This is a genomic window from Cupriavidus sp. Met-2 (assembly GCF_049843575.1).
In the GTDB taxonomy this organism is placed as follows: domain Bacteria; phylum Pseudomonadota; class Gammaproteobacteria; order Burkholderiales; family Burkholderiaceae; genus Cupriavidus; species Cupriavidus metallidurans.
Genome location: NZ_JBBHZL010000001.1, coordinates 366,911 through 384,075, shown reverse-complemented (window position 1 = coordinate 384,075; position 17,165 = coordinate 366,911). Strand labels below are relative to the sequence as shown.

The following is a 17,165-nucleotide window of genomic DNA, read 5'->3' as shown; positions in this document are numbered from 1 at the left end:
GTCAGCCGAGCAGGCGCAGCGCCGTGTAGACCCCCATGCCGACGACGATCATGCCGACCATGCGCTTCGTGAGCAGATAGCAGGCGGTGGCCGCAATGCCGGCCATCAGCTTGTCGTTGGTCGGCGAGAACGAGAAATGCCCTTCGAAGCTCAGGAACTCGGGCAGGATGATCGCTGCCAGCGCGGCGGCTGGCGCGTAGCGCAGCGCGCGCTGGATACGATCGGGAACGGTCACGTGCTCGCCCGCCATCAGGAACAGCGCGCGCGTCACTACCGTGACCAGCGTCATGCCGATGATCGAGATCCAGATTTCGAGGTGGCTCATGTCTGGTCTCCGGCCTGGGGTTGCGCGGACTTGCGCGCGCGAATGCCGCGCAGCGTGGCGCGCGCGGCCATCTCATCGCTGGCCATGCCCGCCGCGATTGCCCCGATGACCGCCACCACCAGCCCCAGCCGGTACGGCAGGTCGAAACACAGCAGCGCCAGGACCGAGGACACCGCCACGGCCAGCAACGTCGAGCGCGAATTGATCGTGGAAACCATCACCGGGATCAACGCCATCATGCCGGCCAGCGCCAGCCCCCAGCTATCGGGGAACAGGCTCGCCAGCAGGATGCCGATGATCGACGATACCTGCCACGTGACGCAGTTGAAGAGCGCCATGCCCCAGAAATACCCTTCCTTGCCCGGCGCGTAGCCCGGCTCGGTGTAGCGCTGCATGAAGTAGACGAAATGCAGATCGCCATTGAAGAAGCCGAGCACGGTCCGGCGCCATAGCGGCAGGTAGCTGAAATGCGGCTGTAGCGCCGCGCTGAAGATCACGAAACGCAGGTTGACCACGGCGCTGGTCAGCAGCACGGTCCAGATCGGCATGCCGGCGGCGAACAGCGGCAGTACGGCCAGTTGCGCGGACCCCGCATAGACCAGCAGCGACATGCCGATCGCCTCCGGCACGGTCAGCGCCGACTTGCTCATCGCCACCCCTGTGACCAGCCCCCAGGAAAAAATCGCGGGCTGGAAACGGGCGAAGAAACGCGCGCCTTCGAGAAAGGCATCGCGCTCCACCTCGGCGAAGCGGTGCCAAAGGCGCTGCCACACCGGGGACAATGGTCGGGGTGTCATGACTTGGATGTGAAGAGGAGACGCAACGGCAGCCCGTCTGTCGTGGCTTGGCCGTCTTGAAGGACCATCGGCCACGCAGTGCGTGGCCGACAGCGAAAGAGCCATTATAGGCGTGTGACAGCCGCTGGTAAGTGGCGGCTTAAAAGTGTTGTTTCGGGGTCAATCCGCGGGCGTCGGCATCCCGGTTTCAGGCGGGGCGTCCGGCGGTCGGCGCCACCGTCACGGGCTCGGCCGCAGCCTGCTGTTTCGCCTCGCCGTCATCGCCGCCACCAGCCTGGCCCAGATCGATACCGGACGTTTCCGGCAACATCGCGGCGGACACCATCACCAGCGCATAGCCAACGCCCGCCACCATCGCGATCGCCAGCGCCAGCGTCGTGCGGCCACTGTTGAGCCAGCCTACAGCCAGCGGGAAGAACGAGCCGATCACGCGGCCGAGGTTGTACGACACACCATAGCCCGTGGCGCGGATGCTGCTCGGATACGACTCGGAGATCGTCGCGCCGATGCCCGAGAACACGCCCTGCATCAGCACGCCGAGCGGGAAGCCGAGGAACAGCATCGACGTGTTCGATACCGGGATGACCATGTAGATCATCGCCATCACGAACGCGCCCGCCGCGAATGCCATGTAGGTCAGGCGTCGGCCCCAGCGGTCCGTTGCGTACGCGCCGGCCACGTAGCCCACCAGCGAGCCAAGGATCGTCACCGCCAGATAGGAACTCGTGCCGAACACCGACAGGCCGCGCTCGGTCTTCAGGAACGTCGGCAGCCATGTGGCGATGGCGTAGTACGCGCCCAGCATCCCGCCCGAAAGCAGGCTGCACAGCACCGTCTTGCGCAGCAGCGGGCCCCGGAACACGCGCGCGAGATCGGCCGCCGCAGATACGTTGCCGCGTTCCGCGCGGCTCTTGAGAAAGACCTCGGGTTCCTGCAGGTTACGGCGCAGATAGACCACCACCAGCGCCGGCAGGATGCCCAGGAAGAAACAGACGCGCCACGCCACTTCCGGCTCGAACAGGTTGAACGTGATCGCGTAGGCAATGGCCGCGCCACCCCAGCCGAACGAATAGCTGCTGGCTGTGAAGCCCGAGTACTTGCCGCGGTGCGCGGGATTCCGGATCAGCTCGGTCACCAGCACCATGCATAGCGACGACTCGCCGCCGAAACCCAGCCCCTGCAGCATGCGGAACATCATGAGCTGTTCGGGCGAGGTGGAGATACCACACAGGAAGCACGACACCGCGAACACCAGAATCGTCCAGCGAAGCACGCGCACGCGGCCAAAGCGGTCGGCCAGCAGTCCCGCGCCGATCGCGCCGACCAGTGATGACACCAGCGTCCACGTGACGATGGCGCCCGCCATCGACTTGCTCATGCCCCACTGGGCCAGCAACGTGGAAATCAGGAACGAATAGATCATGAAGTCGAACACGTCGACCGCATGACCCAGGAAGGCGCCGTAGAACCCCTTGCGCTCGGCGCGCGACAACTCTCTGAACCAGTCCAGCATGGTCTTTCTCCCCTTTTACCGTTGTGAACTTGCGTGTCAGGCGCGCGGCTGGCGGAACACGTGGCCGGCTGCCTCAAGCTGCTGCGCGAACCGCAGCGATGTCAGGTCGCCAAACCGGCGCGCCACGATCTGCACGCCAACCGGTAACCCATCGCTGGCCGGACCGATCGGCGCCACCGTGGACGGCAATCCACACAGCCCCGAATGGCCGGCCCAGAACAACTGCGACGTCAGCGGCCATGCCGTGCCGTTCACATCGATCGTCCGCTGCCACGGTTCGCCGGCCTCGTCGAGCGGGAACGCCGTGGTCGAGGCCGCCGGGCACAGCAGCACGTCGTAGTCGGCGAAGAATCGCTCCCACGCGTCCGCGAACCGGGCGCGAGCGTGTTGCAGCAATAGCCAGTCGCGATGACTCAGCGTGGCGCCAGAGAACTGCAGCGTGGCGTAGTCTTCGTCGTTGCCGGCATCGCCTGCCTTGGCGAGCGCGTCGGCGAATGCCGCATCGTCCATGTAGAGCGAAGTGGTGGCACGCAGTAGCAGCACATAGGTGCGCCAAAGCGCCGCCGCATCGAAGTCCGGACGCACGTTCCAGTCCACGCGCGCGCCCTGCCCGGTCAGCCAGTGACCAAGGCCCTCGATCGCGCCGCTCACCGTGGCATCGACCTCCGCCAACGGATGCGTGGGCAGCACGGCCACGCGAAAATCGGCCAGCCGGGCGTGATCGCACGCCGGCAGATCGAGTTTCCAGGCGGGAAGTTCGGCCGCGTCGGGGCCGGAGATGGCTCGCAGGATCAGTTCGAGGTCATACGCGCTCCGGGCCACGGGGCCGGCCACGTTGATGTCCTGCCCGGCAAACCCTGCCGCTGCGTTGCCGTGGCCGCGCAGTGGCACGATGCCGTGGCTGCTCTTGTGCGAGAACACCCCGCAGTAGTGCGCCGGGTTGCGCAGCGACGAACCGATATCCGAGCCAATGTCGAAGTAGCTCATGCCGGCGCAGACCGCCGCCGCGCTGCCGCCGGAAGACCCGCCCGGCGTGCGCGACAGGTCGTGCGGATTGCGCGTGGTGCCATAGATCGCGTTGTAGCTCTGCCAGTCGCGCAGCCCGAGCGGCACATTGGTCTTGCCGAGCAACACGGCGCCCTGGGCACGCAGCCGTTCGACCACCACCGCATCGCTGCCGGCCCGATGCGCGCGCCGCGCAGGGCTGCCGCAGGTAGTCGGCCAGCCAGCCACGTCAAAGGACTCCTTGATCGAGAACGGAATGCCGTCGAGCGGTCCAAGCGCCTGCCCGGCCCGGCGGCGCGCATCGCTCTGCCTGGCGGCGTGACGGGCTGCCTCGAAATCCGCCAGCACCATTGCATTGATTTCGCCATTGCGGGCGGCCCAGGCCGCGTGACAGGCATCGACCAGCGCCTGCGCGGTGGTCTCGCCGCGCGCGAGTTGCGCGGCCGCCTGGTGAACCGGATGAAAGCTCGCCTCGGGCTGAACGGCGTCAGCCGGAGACAGGTCTGGCAGGGTCACGGTAGCTCCGTTGTCATCTTGGACCGAGCCCATCAGGCTTGGGGCGGTGGGTCGGTCTGTGGGGGCGATTGGAGAAGCAATCGGTATACTATATTCACAACACCACAGACCACAAGGCAGTATTTGTGCCAGGGTGGATGCACCGCAACAAGGCAGGAAAAGGGAAATGAGGGGAAATCAGGTGGCGGATTGATGGTGCGATGCACCATGCATGGGAGCCGTTTTGTATACCGTTTGGTGCCTGAGCGGCGTATCGCTCATCGCCGCAGCAGCCCTACCAGTTCATCGACATCGGGCAACGGCACATCGCGGCCGATCGCCTCGCCATCCATCGCGTCGAGCACGCCGTCCGCCAGCGCCCGCTTGCCCTGGTGCAGATCGACGATGCGCTCCTCGATCGTGCCGGCCGCGATCAGCCGGTAGACCGTGACCGGCCGCTGCTGGCCGATGCGGTGCGCGCGGCCCATCGCCTGATCCTCGGCAGCCGGGTTCCACCAGGGATCGGCAATCACGATGTAGTCGGCGGCGGTCAGGTTCAGGCCGAACCCGCCTGCCTTCAGGCTGATCAGGAACACATCGCCCTCGCCCGCCTGAAATGCCGCCACGCGTCGCGTGCGCTCGCCGGCCGGTGTCGCGCCGTCGAGGTACTGCCACGCCAGACCCGCGTCAACGAGCGCCTGCCGCAGCATCTGCAGGAAATCGACGAACTGGCTGAAGACCAGCGTCTTATGCCCGTTGGCGGCCAGCGTGGCCGCCAGTTCGGCGAATGCCCGCACCTTGGCGCCGGGCTGCCCTACATCGGGCGTGACCAGTCGCGGATCGCACGCGGCACGGCGCATCCGCATCAACTGGGCAAGCACATGGATGCGCGCCTCGGGCTCGGTCATGGCAGCGGGCGCCTTCTTGTCCTTGCGCGGACGCAGCAGCGCCCGTTCCGCCTCGGAAAGCGCCTGCCGGCGCAGCGCCTCGTAGTGGGCGGCTTCCGTGGGCTCGGGCGTGACGCGAATCACCAGTTCCGTGCGCGGCGGCAATTCGTCGAGGACCTGCGCCTTGGTCCGGCGCAACACGAACGGGGCAATCATGCGCCGGAGCCGCTGACGCGGATCGCGTGCGCCGCTGCGTTCGATCGGATTCGCGAAATGCTCGTTGAAGCGTGCCAGCGAGCCAAGCAACCCCGGCACGCAGAAACGCATCACGGCCCAGAGTTCGGCAAGACGGTTTTCGACTGGTGTACCGGAAAGCGCGATGCGGCAATCGGCCGGCAGCGCGAACATCGCCTGTGCGCGGCGCGAAGACGGATTCTTGAACGACTGCGCCTCGTCAGCCACGACCGTATGCCAGTGACGGTCGCAGAAAGCCTTGCGGGCCTGTTGCAGCAGGTTGTACGAGACGATCACCAGATCGTGCGCGGCGGCCTGCCCGACGATCGCCTCGCGGTCGCCATCGGCATAGACGTGGACCCGCAACGCCGGGGCGAAGCGACGCGCCTCTGTGGCCCAGTTGCCGCAGACCGAGGTTGGCGCGACAACCAGGGCCGGGCCACCCGCCGCCCGCGCCAGCAGCACGGCCAGCGACTGCAGCGTCTTGCCCAGGCCCATGTCATCGGCCAGGCATGCGCCAAAGCCGGCTTCTGCCAGCGACATCATCCAGCGGAAGCCTTCGAGCTGATACGGCCGCAACTCCGCCACCAGCGTCGGCGGCACCGGCGCATCGTGACCACGCGCGGCACGCAGTTGCTTCACGCGGGTGCGGAAGTGCGCGTCGGGGTCGATACCGGCGCCAGCCAGCACGTCGTCGAGCCAGGGCGCGGCCACCAGCGGCACACGGATGCCGTCCCGGACGCCATCGCCCACGCCGGCCAGATCGCGCAGCCGGTCTCGCAACTGGCGGGTCAGCGCCACGTAGACGCCGTGCGCCATCGGCATGAAGCGGCCCGCATGGCCGTGCGCCCACGCGACCAGTTTTTCGAGCGAGATCACCAGCCCCTCGGCCACGCGCAGTTCGCCCACGAGCTTGAACCATTCGCTGCCGGTCTCCACGCTGACGGCAAGCTGCGCGATATCAGCCGGCAAGACGCGCAACTCACGGCCACGCGGCCATTCGAGATCGATCACGCCGGCCAGTCCGGGCAACACCTCGATGGCGGTCAGCGCGTCCTCGGGATCGTCCAGCGTCCAGGTGTGCTCGCCGCCTGCGGGGGCCTGCTGCACGAGGAACGGCAACGCCTCGAATACCTCGGCCACGTGCGCGTGCTCGGCATCGAGATCGCGGTACGTCACGTGCGTCTCGCCGCCAATCGTCGCCATCAGTTGCGCGCGGCCGTGGCCCGGCGCGAGCCTGGGCCCGAGCACGCCAAGCGGCGTCACCACCAGCCGCAGGCTGATGCCGCGCCCAACCGGCGCCACCTCGGCACGCAGCCGCGACTCCGGGTCGCGCTCGCGTGCCTCGCCCGAGCTGTCGGCGTGAATCTGGAAGTGGCCCGCCAGCGCGCGCAACGTGCTGTCGAGCCGCGCCTGGGCATCGGCCGGCACGGAGAGTCCGCCCGCGATGAGCTTGGCCGCGCCCTGCTGCGCCGGCGTGAAGCGGACCACGCGCAGCCGGCGCGGACCATCCTGCAGCACGGTGATCTGGCGTAGCGACTCGGCTTCCTGACGCGCGGCGGCGGGCAGGAAGTCCTCCATGGCCAGCGCCTCGCGCAGTGGCGGCACGATCCGCAGCACGTAGCGGTCGCCCTCGCGCACCGCCTCGAGCGAAGGCGCGGACTCGACCACTTCCATCGGCACCGTCGGCGCATGGGACAGCACCACGGCCGGATGCCCCACCAGCGCCACCACGGCGGCGGCGCGGTCCAGCACGTGACGCCGGTTGCGCGATGCGTCCCGGCGGATGGCACGGGCGACGCGGACATCCCACTGTGGCAGGGTGTCGTCCTCGGCCACACGGGCCAGCGGCACCGGCCTGGGCTTGCTCCAGCCACGCGCCCCGTGAGTCTGCTCCAGCGGCTCGATCGTCCCGACCACACCGTCTGCATCGAGGGTCAGCGCCCAGAGCAGGCGGCGTCCGTCGCCGGTGCCGGCGGCTTCATCCACGCCCCCCGCCAATGCCTCAAGTGCGCAAAGCGTGGCCTGCCAGCCGCCATCCGCGACGGAATCGGCATCATGATCGGCACGCTCGACGGGGAGTTCGGGTTGGGACACGCGGCTGCGGAACGGTGGAAGGTCGGAAGGTGCGATTGTAGAACGCTCTATCCGCCGCCCTTCGTTGGCACGCAAGGACGCGCGGCTTACAATGGTGCCTTTGCGACATTTACCTGGGCTGCAGAGGGAGACGACCATGTCGATGGCAGATCGCGACGGCAAGATCTGGATGGATGGCAAGCTGATTGAGTGGCGTGACGCAAAGATTCACGTACTCACGCACACGCTGCATTACGGCATGGGTGTATTTGAAGGCGTGCGCGCCTACAAGACGCCGGAAGGCACCGCGATTTTCCGCCTCAAGGAGCACACGCGCCGCCTGTTCAACTCTGCCAAGATCTTCCAGATGGCCATGCCGTTCGACGAGGCCACGCTCGAAGCCGCCCAGCGCGAAGTTGTGCGCGCCAACAACCTTGAGTCGTGCTATATCCGTCCGCTGGTGTGGATCGGCTCCGAAAAGCTCGGTGTGTCGGCCAAGGGCAACACGATTCACGTGGCGATCGCCGCCTGGCCCTGGGGCGCGTATCTGGGCGAGGAAGGCCTGGAACGTGGCATCCGCGTGAAGACCTCGTCGTTCACGCGCCATCACGTGAATGTGTCGCTGGTGCGCGCCAAGGCATCGGGCTACTACATCAACTCGATCCTGGCCAACCAGGAAGCCACCGGCCTGGGCTACGACGAAGCCCTGCTGCTGGATACCGAAGGCTACGTGAGCGAAGGCTCTGGCGAGAATGTGTTCATCGTGCGCAACGGCGTGATCTACACGCCGGACCTGGCCTCGTGCCTGGACGGCATCACGCGCGACGCCACGCTGACAATCGCCCGTGACCTCGGCATCGAGGTGCGCGAGAAACGCATCACGCGTGACGAGATGTACTGCGCTGACGAAGCGTTCTTCACCGGCACCGCCGCCGAAGTGACGCCGATCCGCGAGCTGGACGACCGTGTCATCGGCGAAGGCCGCCGCGGCCCCGTTACCAAGCGCATCCAGGACGCGTTCTTCGCGGCCGTGGGTGGCACCGACGAAAAGTACAAGAAGTGGCTGACGCTGGTCTGATCGACGGCGCCGACCCTGCATTTCCAATCGACATCCCTGCAAGACAGAAAAGCAACACCATGACTCAAACCGCATCCGTCGTAGAAATCGGCGCAGAAGACATGCCGCTGCATTGCCCCACGGCCAACACCCCGGCATGGAACTACCATCCCCGCGTCTTCCTGGACGTGGCAGACACTGGCGAGGTCAGGTGCCCGTACTGCGGCACCGTGTACAAGCTCAAGCCGGGCACCGTACTGAAGGGTCATCACTGACCCGCCCGGCCCTCGCCAATTCCTGTCGTTTCGACCTGACGCCCCGGGCCGCCCAGCGCCCCGGGGCGTTGACATGCCCGGGCACCGCATCACAGGGCCACGCAATACCCACAATATGAGAAAAGCCCTCGTCATTGCCCCGAACTGGATCGGCGACGCGCTGATGGCGCAGCCGCTGTTCGCGCTGCTCAAGGCCCGTCACCCGCAACTGGTGATCGACGCGCTCGCCCCCAAATGGGTGGCGCCCGTGCTGGCGCGCATGCCGGAGATCGGCAAGGTCTTCCCGACCGATCTGGCACACGGCAAGCTGCAATTGAGCGCGCGCCTGCTGTTCGCGCAACAGCTCAAGCACGAAGGCTACGACATGGCCTACGTGCTGCCGAATTCGCTGAAATCCGCGCTGATTCCGTTTCTGGCCGGCATTCCACTGCGCATCGGCTATCGTGGCGAAGCACGCTTCGGCATGCTCAACGTGCGCCACGCCAATCCGCCGCGTGACAAGCGGCCGCCGATGGTGGAGCACTACGCGCGTCTGGCGCTCAAGCCCGGCGCCCGCCTGCCCGAGTCGATTCCCGACCCGAAGCTCAAGAGCGATCCCAGGCGCATGGCCGCCACGGCCGAGCGCTTCGGCATCGCGCCGGGCACACGTCTGATCTCGTTCTGCCCGGGTGCGGAGTTCGGCCCGGCCAAGCGCTGGCCGGCCGCGCACTTCGCCGCGCTGGCGCAGATGCTGCGTCGCTCGTTCCCGTACGCGCAGATCATCGCGCTCGGCTCGGCCAAAGATGCCGAGATCGCCGACGAGATCGTCAAAGGCGCGCCGTTCGTCAGGAATCTGTGCGGTCAGACATCGCTCGACGATGCCGTGGACCTGCTGGCGCTCTCAGAGGCCGCGGTCTGCAACGACTCGGGCCTGATGCACGTCACCGCCGCCCTGAACCGGCCGCAGGTAGCCGTTTTCGGCTCCAGCGATCCGCGCCACACGCCCCCGCTGTCACAGGCAGCGAGTATCATGTGGCTTCAACTCGAGTGCAGTCCCTGCTTCAAGCGCGAGTGCCCGCTCGGCCACCTGCGCTGCCTGAAGGAGATCGAGCCCGAAATGGTATTTGTCGAGCTGCGCAAGCTCCTGCACCGCCCCTGACTCATCCAACATGCCTCGTTTCGCCCGCCTGTTCGATTCCGCCGAAGACATCGTCGATGCCTTCCGTGAAGCCATGAAGTTGCGCGACGCCGATGGCGCGTTGCGGCTGTGGCTGGATGAAGACTCTGTCACGTGCGTGATGCCCGACGGCCAGCGCCTGATCGGCCACGACCAACTGCGCCAGGCATTCGCGCTGTTGCTCGAGGAGCAGCCCGTGCTGATCGATGCGATCGAGACCAGCAGCCATGCGTCGCTGGCCGTGTCGATCTTCGACGTGACGGAAGCGCTGCGATTCGGCACTGACCGCGTGGAGGCCGACCTCTACGTGCACACCACCTACGTGCTGATGCAGAACCACGAGGGCTGGCGCCTTGCCCACATCCACTGCAGCCCGGCGAATGCCGTGCAGGTAGCGGCCGTGGCGGCGGCTCCGGGGCAGGCACTGCACTGATCCCCGCGCAAGACGCCATGCTGTTCGGCGAAGCCTTTCAAACGCCATGGTGGCTGCGCGGTGGCCACGCGCAGACGATCCTGCCGGCACGCTTCACGCGCCACCGGCGCATCGTGTTCCGGCGCGAACGCTGGGACACCCCCGACGGCGACTTCATCGACCTGGACTGGACCACCCACCCGACCACCCCGGGCGCGCCGCTGGTGGTGATGTTCCACGGTCTCGAAGGCGATTCGCGCAGCCACTACGCGCAAACGCTGATGGCCGCGCTGCGCGAGCGCGGCTGGCAAGGCGTGATCCCGCACTTCCGGGGCTGCTCGGGTGAACTGAACATCGCGCCGCGCTTCTACCATTCGGGCGACTCGGCCGAGATCCGCTGGGTGCTGGAACGCGTGCGGAATCAGGTCCACACGGTGCAACCGGGACGACAGATGCTGGCCGTGGGCATCTCGCTGGGCGGCAATGCGCTGCTGCGTTATCTGGGCGAGGAAGGCAGCGGAGCGAACTTCCTTTCCGCCGCCGCGTCCGTCTCGGCACCGCTGGATCTGGCCGCCGGCGGCGCGGCGCTGTCCAGTGGCTTCAACATGATCTACACGCGCATGTTCCTGCAGACGCTCAAGCGCAAGTCGCTGGCGAAGCTGGAACAGTTTCCAGGTCTGTACGATCGGGAAACGATGCTCGGCAGCCGCGATCTCTATGCGTTCGACAACGTCGTGACCGCGCCTCTGCACGGCTTTCGCGACACGGACGATTACTGGGCGCGCGCATCGAGCAAACCGATCCTCGGCGAGATCCGCGTCCCGACGCTAGTCCTCAACGCCCGCAACGATCCGTTCCTGCCCGCCCGGCATCTGCCGGGCCCACGCGAGGTCAGCGCCGACGTGCTGCTGGAACAGCCCGAGCACGGCGGCCACGTCGGCTTCATGACGCCACGCGAGGGTCTGCTGGGCCAGTTGCCGCTGCTACCCTTCGCGGGCCATATCGAATGGCTGCCCACACGCATCCTTGATTATTTCGACAGCGTGCGCGCGACCCAAGCAACACCAGCCACCTGAGGCGGCGCATCTCCGGCCCAACGCCGGAACCGCCACACTGGCAGAGACAAGAAGGAGACAAACATGGATGAGGTGGTCAAGCAGGCCATGGCGCGCTGGCCCAATGTGCCGTACTGCTACGGCTGGCTAGCACTGGACCGGCGCGGACAATGGCGGATGCGCAACGAGTTCGCGCAGCAGCATGGACTCTCGGGCGATCCGATCCGGCACGAGGCGTTGATCGGTTTCATCGAGCGCAACTACACGCACGACGAACGCGGCGCGTGGTACTTCCAGAATGGTCCGCAGCGCGTGTTCGTATCACTGATGTACACGCCGTGGGTGGCGAGGCTGCACAACGGCCGGCTGACCACGACGTCGGACCGTCCGTTCACGCCGACCGCCTGCTATACGGATGAGCAAGGCAACGTGGTCTTCGCCGGCACGGTGCAGGGTGTCGACAATGCCGTGCAAGTCGCGCTGCTGCACGACCATGATCTCGAAGCGTTCAGCGAGGCGTGCGACTGGCATGGTGAAGCGTGCGGCGCCACATTGGGGGTGTTCCATCACGACGGCGTCGACATCGACATCGAACCGGTGACGGAAGCGGAATTACCCAAGCGCTATGGCTTTGTGCGAACGCCGGTAGCCGAGTAAGGCTTTTCTCCTCTCCCCACGCCTGGGCCAATCACCCAGGCCGATCAGTTCGGCATCCCCTTGTTGTCCTGCTTCTCTTCCTTGAACTGAAGCTGTAGCTGATGCAGACGCGCATCGACTTCGGACAACGTGTAGAAGTCGCCATCACCGGCCTTGCGCGCGATCTGGAGTTGTTCGATAGCTGCCTGGTACGAGCCATCCATCGCATACTTCTCGGCCATCGCCTGATGCTGCTGCAGGCGCTTGCCTTGCGCCGCGTAGGCACGCGCGAGCAGTTCCCACCATTCGGATCGGCTGGTTTCCTCGCGCGTGCGGGACCGCAGGAACGCTACGGCATCGTCTAGCTTGTTCGCTGCGACAAGCGTGTCGGCATAGGCCAGCGCCGCCGCGTGAGACAGCGGAAACGCGCGCATCGTGGCCATCGCCTGCGTCAGCGCATCCTGCGTCCTCCCCTCGGCACGCGCTAGTTCCACCGCCATCACATCCAGCATCGGACTGCCCGACGTCGCACCCGGGATATTTCCGTAGAGGCGACGCGCCTCCGCAAGCGCCTTCTCGGCATCGGCAAAACGGCCCAGCCGCTGATTGGCGAAGGCGATGCCGTAGTAGACCGCCGGCAGTCGCACCGCGGACGTGTTGCTGTTCACCTGGGCCTGGAAGACGGCCAGCACGTTGCGCACATCGTTCGGTGTGGGCTCCTGAATCACGCGTGCCCGCGCGCGGGCGAACTCGTACTCGGGCGTGTTCGGAATCTTGTGCGGGGGCACGTGACTCACGCGGTCCTGCATGTCGGCGATACGTTCGGAAGTCAGCGGGTGGGTACGCACATAGGCCGGCACGGAATTGTCCGAAATGCCCATCACGCGTTGCAGACGCTGAAAGAAGTCGGGCATCCCCTGGGGATCGAATCCCGCCGCCGTCATGATCTGGAAGCCAACGCGGTCAGCCTCGCGCTCGGCGCCGCGCGAAAACGAAAGCTGGTTCGCGACGGCCGCGCCCTGCCCGCCCATCGCCAGCGCCGCCGCGGCATCGCCGCTCTTGGTGGCGGCCAGGCCGGCCAGCACCATCGAGGCCAACGCGATCCACATCGACTGGTTCTGATTGGTGATGCCGCGCGCAATGTGCCGCTGCATCACGTGGCCGATTTCGTGCCCCAGCACCGACGCCAGTTCGGATTCGGTCTCCGACTGCACCAGCAGCCCGGTATGCACGCCGATGTAGCCGCCCGGCATGGCAAAGGCGTTGATCGAGCGATCCCGCACGCCAAACAGCTCGAAGCCGGTGGCAAAGGTGCCCGAACCGTTCGAGCCCGAGATGTTCTGCCGGCGGGCCGCCTGGACGAGCCTGTAACCAAGCGCATTCAGGTAGTCGTTCATAAGCGGGTCGGAGACATAGTCGGGATCCCGGCGGATGTCGCGCATGATCCGGTCGCCGAGGCGCTTCTCCATATCCGGCGACAGCGAAGCCGTCGACGGATCACCAAGATCGGGCAACTGATTGCCTGAACTCTCCACCACCGTGTTGGCGCTGCGCAGCCCGAATTCGGACTTCTGGCCGGCCCGCACGCTCCGGTTGAGGTTGTCGTAGACCTGATCGCTGGCGTCGCTTGGAGGGGGTGGCGCGGCTGGGGCAATACTCGTCGTGCCTGCCGGCTTTGCGCCCGTTCCCTGCACGCCCTGAGGCCACGCCGGAGCAGCCATTGTCAGCACCAGCACGGCGGCCAGCGCACGCGTCATATGTGATGCGCGCGAGGCTGGCGCGGCGGCTGCGAGTGGGCGAGCACTCGGCCGGGCTGACAGGCGGAAAGGCCGGAGGGTCTTGGGCATGTTGCTATGATAGCGGCCTGCGGATGACGTTCCCATCGGGCAAGCCCCAGCACACATTTCCTCCTGTTTCGCCATGAGCCAGCTCACACATTTCGACAACGCCGGACAAGCCCATATGGTCGACGTCGGCAACAAGGCCAACACCCATCGCGTCGCCGTGGCAACCGGCACGATCACGATGCTGCCCGCGACCTTCGCGCTGGTGCGCGACGGCAGCGCCAAGAAAGGCGACGTGCTCGGCATCGCCCGCGTGGCGGCGATCATGGCCACCAAGCGAACCGCCGACCTGATCCCGCTCTGCCATCCGATTGGCCTGACCAAGGTGGCGGTCGACTTCGCACTCGACGAACCGAGTTCGACAATCGCCTGCATCGTCCGCACCGAGACCCACGGCCAGACCGGCGTGGAAATGGAAGCGCTGACCGGCGTGCAGGTGGCCCTGCTGACCATCTACGACATGTGCAAGGCCGTGGACCGGGGCATGGTGATGGGGAACGTGAAGCTGCTGGAAAAGCACGGCGGCAAGTCGGGGGATTGGGTGGCGGGCGCTTGATTTCAAAGGGAAATCTTAGCCAAATGCAGCCCAATCTTGCCAACCTGCTAGGTAACGTGAGGCCCGGAAGGTCAACCCTGCAAGGGCCTCAATAGACACATTCACTTCGGTTTGTCCAACGTTTGTCCAAGTGAGGTCAAACGATGGCATCAATTAGGCGTAGAGGTAACGTGTGGCAGGCTCGGGTTTCCCGCAAAGGTTTCCCTGCTGAAGTCGGCACGTTTGAAACCAAGGGAGCGGCAGAACGCTGGGCTCGCACCATAGAGTCCGAGATGGACCGTGGCGTGCATGTCAGCCGCCAGGAGGCCGAGCGGGCCACCTTAGCGGAGGTCATTGGGCGGTACATCGAGGAGGTCTCCCCGCTGCACAAAGGGCACGACACCGAAGTAATCAGATTGCGTGCCTTGCAGCGGTCCCGGCTGGCTGAGTACAGCATGTCCACCCTCAGCCCCAAGGTTGTAGCTGAGCATCGAGATAAGCGGCTTGGTGAGGTCTCCAAGTCCACCGTTACCCGAGAGCTGGCAATCCTCAGCGCCATCATCAATCACGCCAGGCGGGAACCCGATGGACCCTCCGTTGGTCGGGGCCTGAGAACTCTATCCAAGTACCGAGACGCGTCTTCCCTGCGCCGTTCGCGCCTACAACCACGATGCTCGACTCACACTGAACTGCGCTTGCGTCCTGCCTCTGATTGGTTGATGGGGGAAATTGGACGGTCTTCATTTTTGGCTTCTAGATGGTTTGAGTACGCTGCGCTATACATTATGCCCAAGCTTCCACGTCCCCCAGAGGAGCGCATGAAACACGTATGTTGACCCTCAGCTTCCCTTGAACTCGCTCCTAGAATTCGCTACAGTCCGCCCCGGACGAGGCGCTTTCAGCTTGTCCAAATTTTGTCCAACCGGCGTTGGAAAAACCGAGTGAAGTTGCCACGTCAACCCACCCTAAGTCGTTGATTTATAAAGACGTGCAGGTGGCCCTGCTGACCATCTACGACATGTGCAAGGCGGTGGACCGGGGCATGGTGATGGGCAACGTGAAGCTGCTGGAAAAGCACGGCGGCAAATCGGGGGATTGGGTGGCGGGAGGCGCGTAACGACTCGGCTGCGTAGCCGGGCTTCGCGTTCCCGGTCACCGACGCCGCTTATGTCCCACCGAAATATCGCATATGACATTAATGTCGTAACTGCATTCGACCCCCACTACCGTCGCGCCTATATTGGAACGAACGCTTTAACGCCGGGGACAACAGCCACCTGAGGGGAGGTGGAAAAGTGAAGACACTCCTGATGCTAGCGGCCGCTTGTGCCGCGCTAGGTGCCGGCATGGCCCACGCCGGTAATGGTCCGAGAGATATGTACCTGGATGGCGCGAGGACGCCAGATCCGTACACCGATGGCGCCAAGGCCACCCGCTTTGACGTCTATACCGATGGGGCAAGCGTGCTTGGCACACGTGATGTGTTCAGCGATGGCTCGAGCACTATTGACAAGCGAGACGCATTCACCGACGGCGCCTGAAAGGCGTCTTCACAGGTGGCGAGATGGGCGCCGGAATACCAGGCCAGGGCAACGTCCCTGGCTTTTTCTTGTCCACATTAGCCGGCACCCATGACGTACCGTGGACGTATCGTGATTCACGACACCGAACCGCCACGTACCTGTCACCGCATATCCCGCCCGTAATAAAGGTAACGCCACATTTCGGAATGACCCGGGCCACCCCTGCCTGAGGCAAATTGCTATTCAATGTAATTGGATTGACGCGCGCCGCTGGCCTCGGTACGCGAGATCAGGACAAGATGCGTTAACAGCGAGACAGGCCAGGCAGGGGGTACATCATGAACGGGCGCAAGCTTTGCCAGATAGCGCTGGTGGCAGCGGCGGCATTGGCATTCGTCAGCACGTCCGCGCAGGCGCACGGCGGTGGACATGGCGGTGGCGGCGGACACGCGCATGTTGGTGTCGGCGTCGTCGTCGGACCGGGTTGGGGCTGGGGCTGGGGTCCTGGATGGGGCTGGGGCCCCGGCTGGTATGCGCCCTATGGTCCTTACTACTATCCCGGCTACTACCCGCCTTACTATCCGCCCGCCGCAGCAGTCGCCCCTTCCGAGCCTCCGCAATACGTCGAACAGGGCAACGTGAGCAACCACGGCGCGCCCGGCGACGCCAATGCGTGGTGGTACCACTGCAGCCGGCCGGAGGGCTATTACCCCTACGTCAAGGATTGCCCCGGAGGATGGCAACGCGTGCCGCCTCAGCAGCCGTCATCTTCGAATCCCTCTAACCCCGGAGTGTCTTCATGAACTTGCGTACCCTGAGCTTGCTGACCCTGGCCACGACAGCCTCGCTGGGCCTGGGAGCCTGCGCGGTGATGCCATCCGGGCCTACGGTGATGGCGTTGCCAGGCTCCAACAAGACGTTCGACCAGTTCCGCGGTGACGACTACAACTGCCGCCAATTCGCCTTCCAACAGATCGGCGGAACCACGGCTCAGCAGAACGCAAACGCAGCAGCGGTTGGGAGCACGGTGGTCGGTACGGCGCTCGGCGCCGCAGCCGGCGCGGCATTCGGTGGCGGCAGCGGCGCGGCCGTGGGTGCGGGCGCCGGCATGTTGACGGGCGCGGCCGTTGGCACTGGTGCCGCCTATAACTCCGCCTACGGCACGCAGCGCCAGTACGACGCCGCATACGTCCAGTGCATGTACGCGACCGGCAATCGCGTACCGGTGTACGGGCAGATGGTGTCAGCACCGCCGCCCGGGCCCGCGCACGAGCCGATGCCTCCGGCAAACTACCAGCCTTACTATCCGCCGCCTCCGCCGCCTGGCTACGTTCGCTGAA

General features: G+C 65.5%; 16 protein-coding genes and 1 pseudogene. 11 read left to right on the top strand and 6 right to left on the bottom strand.

Translation table 11 applies throughout. The features are described from left to right. Window position 1: 1 nt before the first annotated feature. The 5 genes from WD006_RS01860 to WD006_RS01840 all read right to left on the bottom strand — a co-directional run bounded on the left by WD006_RS01860 (window position 2) and on the right by WD006_RS01840 (window position 7,353). The gene (locus WD006_RS01860; RefSeq protein ID WP_011515367.1) at window positions 2-325 is read right to left on the bottom strand and encodes an AzlD domain-containing protein; all 324 of its coding nucleotides are present in this window, start codon (window positions 323-325) and stop codon (window positions 2-4) included. Then, entirely contained in the window at window positions 322-1,122 is an 801-nt protein-coding gene (locus WD006_RS01855; protein ID WP_011515366.1) for an AzlC family ABC transporter permease, read from the bottom strand. The genes WD006_RS01860 and WD006_RS01855 overlap by 4 nt, the downstream gene beginning before the upstream one ends. A 187-nt stretch (window positions 1,123-1,309) precedes the next feature. Then, window positions 1,310-2,635 (bottom strand): MFS transporter, encoded by a 1,326-nt coding sequence (locus WD006_RS01850; RefSeq protein ID WP_008652156.1) that lies wholly within the window; start codon window positions 2,633-2,635, stop codon window positions 1,310-1,312. Between the two features lie 36 nt (window positions 2,636-2,671). After that, the gene (locus tag WD006_RS01845; RefSeq protein WP_011515365.1) at window positions 2,672-4,189 is read right to left on the bottom strand and encodes an amidase; all 1,518 of its coding nucleotides are present in this window, start codon (window positions 4,187-4,189) and stop codon (window positions 2,672-2,674) included. A gap of 224 nt (window positions 4,190-4,413) precedes the next feature. Beyond that, window positions 4,414-7,353, bottom strand: a complete 2,940-nt coding sequence (locus tag WD006_RS01840; protein ID WP_035822026.1) for a DEAD/DEAH box helicase — start codon at window positions 7,351-7,353, stop codon at window positions 4,414-4,416. A 136-nt stretch (window positions 7,354-7,489) separates the two neighbouring features. On the opposite strand from WD006_RS01840, the gene WD006_RS01835 reads away from it, so the two are divergent. The 6 genes from WD006_RS01835 (at window position 7,490) to WD006_RS01810 (ending at window position 11,944) form a co-directional block, all read left to right on the top strand. Then, window positions 7,490-8,410, top strand: a complete 921-nt coding sequence (locus tag WD006_RS01835) for a branched-chain amino acid transaminase (RefSeq protein ID WP_011515363.1) — start codon at window positions 7,490-7,492, stop codon at window positions 8,408-8,410. 59 nt (window positions 8,411-8,469) lie between these two features. Beyond that, window positions 8,470-8,664 (top strand): zinc-finger domain-containing protein, encoded by a 195-nt coding sequence (locus tag WD006_RS01830; protein WP_008652632.1) that lies wholly within the window; start codon window positions 8,470-8,472, stop codon window positions 8,662-8,664. Between the two features lie 115 nt (window positions 8,665-8,779). After that, window positions 8,780-9,802: a lipopolysaccharide heptosyltransferase II gene (waaF, locus tag WD006_RS01825; RefSeq protein ID WP_008652635.1), complete on the top strand. Its 1,023-nt coding sequence runs from the start codon at window positions 8,780-8,782 to the stop codon at window positions 9,800-9,802. A gap of 10 nt (window positions 9,803-9,812) precedes the next feature. Then, window positions 9,813-10,253 carry a YybH family protein gene (locus WD006_RS01820; RefSeq protein ID WP_011515361.1) on the top strand — a complete coding sequence of 147 codons (441 nt, stop codon included), beginning with the start codon at window positions 9,813-9,815 and terminating at the stop codon, window positions 10,251-10,253. A 17-nt stretch (window positions 10,254-10,270) separates the two neighbouring features. After that, window positions 10,271-11,308 carry a YheT family hydrolase gene (locus WD006_RS01815; protein ID WP_011515360.1) on the top strand — a complete coding sequence of 346 codons (1,038 nt, stop codon included), beginning with the start codon at window positions 10,271-10,273 and terminating at the stop codon, window positions 11,306-11,308. Between the two features lie 63 nt (window positions 11,309-11,371). After that, the gene (locus WD006_RS01810) at window positions 11,372-11,944 is read left to right on the top strand and encodes a DUF2946 family protein (RefSeq protein WP_011515359.1); all 573 of its coding nucleotides are present in this window, start codon (window positions 11,372-11,374) and stop codon (window positions 11,942-11,944) included. A gap of 44 nt (window positions 11,945-11,988) precedes the next feature. Here WD006_RS01810 and WD006_RS01805 read toward each other — a convergent pair whose 3' ends face one another. Then, the gene (locus tag WD006_RS01805) at window positions 11,989-13,680 is read right to left on the bottom strand and encodes a beta-barrel assembly-enhancing protease (RefSeq protein WP_029308408.1); all 1,692 of its coding nucleotides are present in this window, start codon (window positions 13,678-13,680) and stop codon (window positions 11,989-11,991) included. A gap of 163 nt (window positions 13,681-13,843) precedes the next feature. Here WD006_RS01805 and moaC point away from each other — a divergent pair, with 163 nt between their 5' ends. From moaC to WD006_RS01780, 5 genes and pseudogenes are all read left to right on the top strand, one after another. After that, window positions 13,844-14,323, top strand: coding sequence for a cyclic pyranopterin monophosphate synthase MoaC (moaC, locus tag WD006_RS01800; RefSeq protein WP_011515357.1), 480 nt, complete (start codon window positions 13,844-13,846; stop codon window positions 14,321-14,323). Window positions 14,324-15,290: 967 nt separating this feature from the next. Continuing rightward, window positions 15,291-15,419, top strand: a pseudogene (locus tag WD006_RS01795) (cyclic pyranopterin monophosphate synthase MoaC); the annotation flags it as partial. Between the two features lie 178 nt (window positions 15,420-15,597). Then, window positions 15,598-15,843, top strand: a complete 246-nt coding sequence (locus WD006_RS01790) for a hypothetical protein (protein ID WP_011515350.1) — start codon at window positions 15,598-15,600, stop codon at window positions 15,841-15,843. Window positions 15,844-16,163: 320 nt separating this feature from the next. Then, window positions 16,164-16,628: a hypothetical protein gene (locus WD006_RS01785; protein WP_011515349.1), complete on the top strand. Its 465-nt coding sequence runs from the start codon at window positions 16,164-16,166 to the stop codon at window positions 16,626-16,628. Further along, on the top strand, window positions 16,625-17,164 hold the full coding sequence (locus WD006_RS01780; protein WP_011515348.1) for a glycine zipper family protein: 540 nt from the start codon (window positions 16,625-16,627) through the stop codon (window positions 17,162-17,164). Before WD006_RS01785 ends, WD006_RS01780 begins: the two co-directional genes overlap by 4 nt. The last annotated feature ends 1 nt before the right edge of the window (window position 17,165 follow it).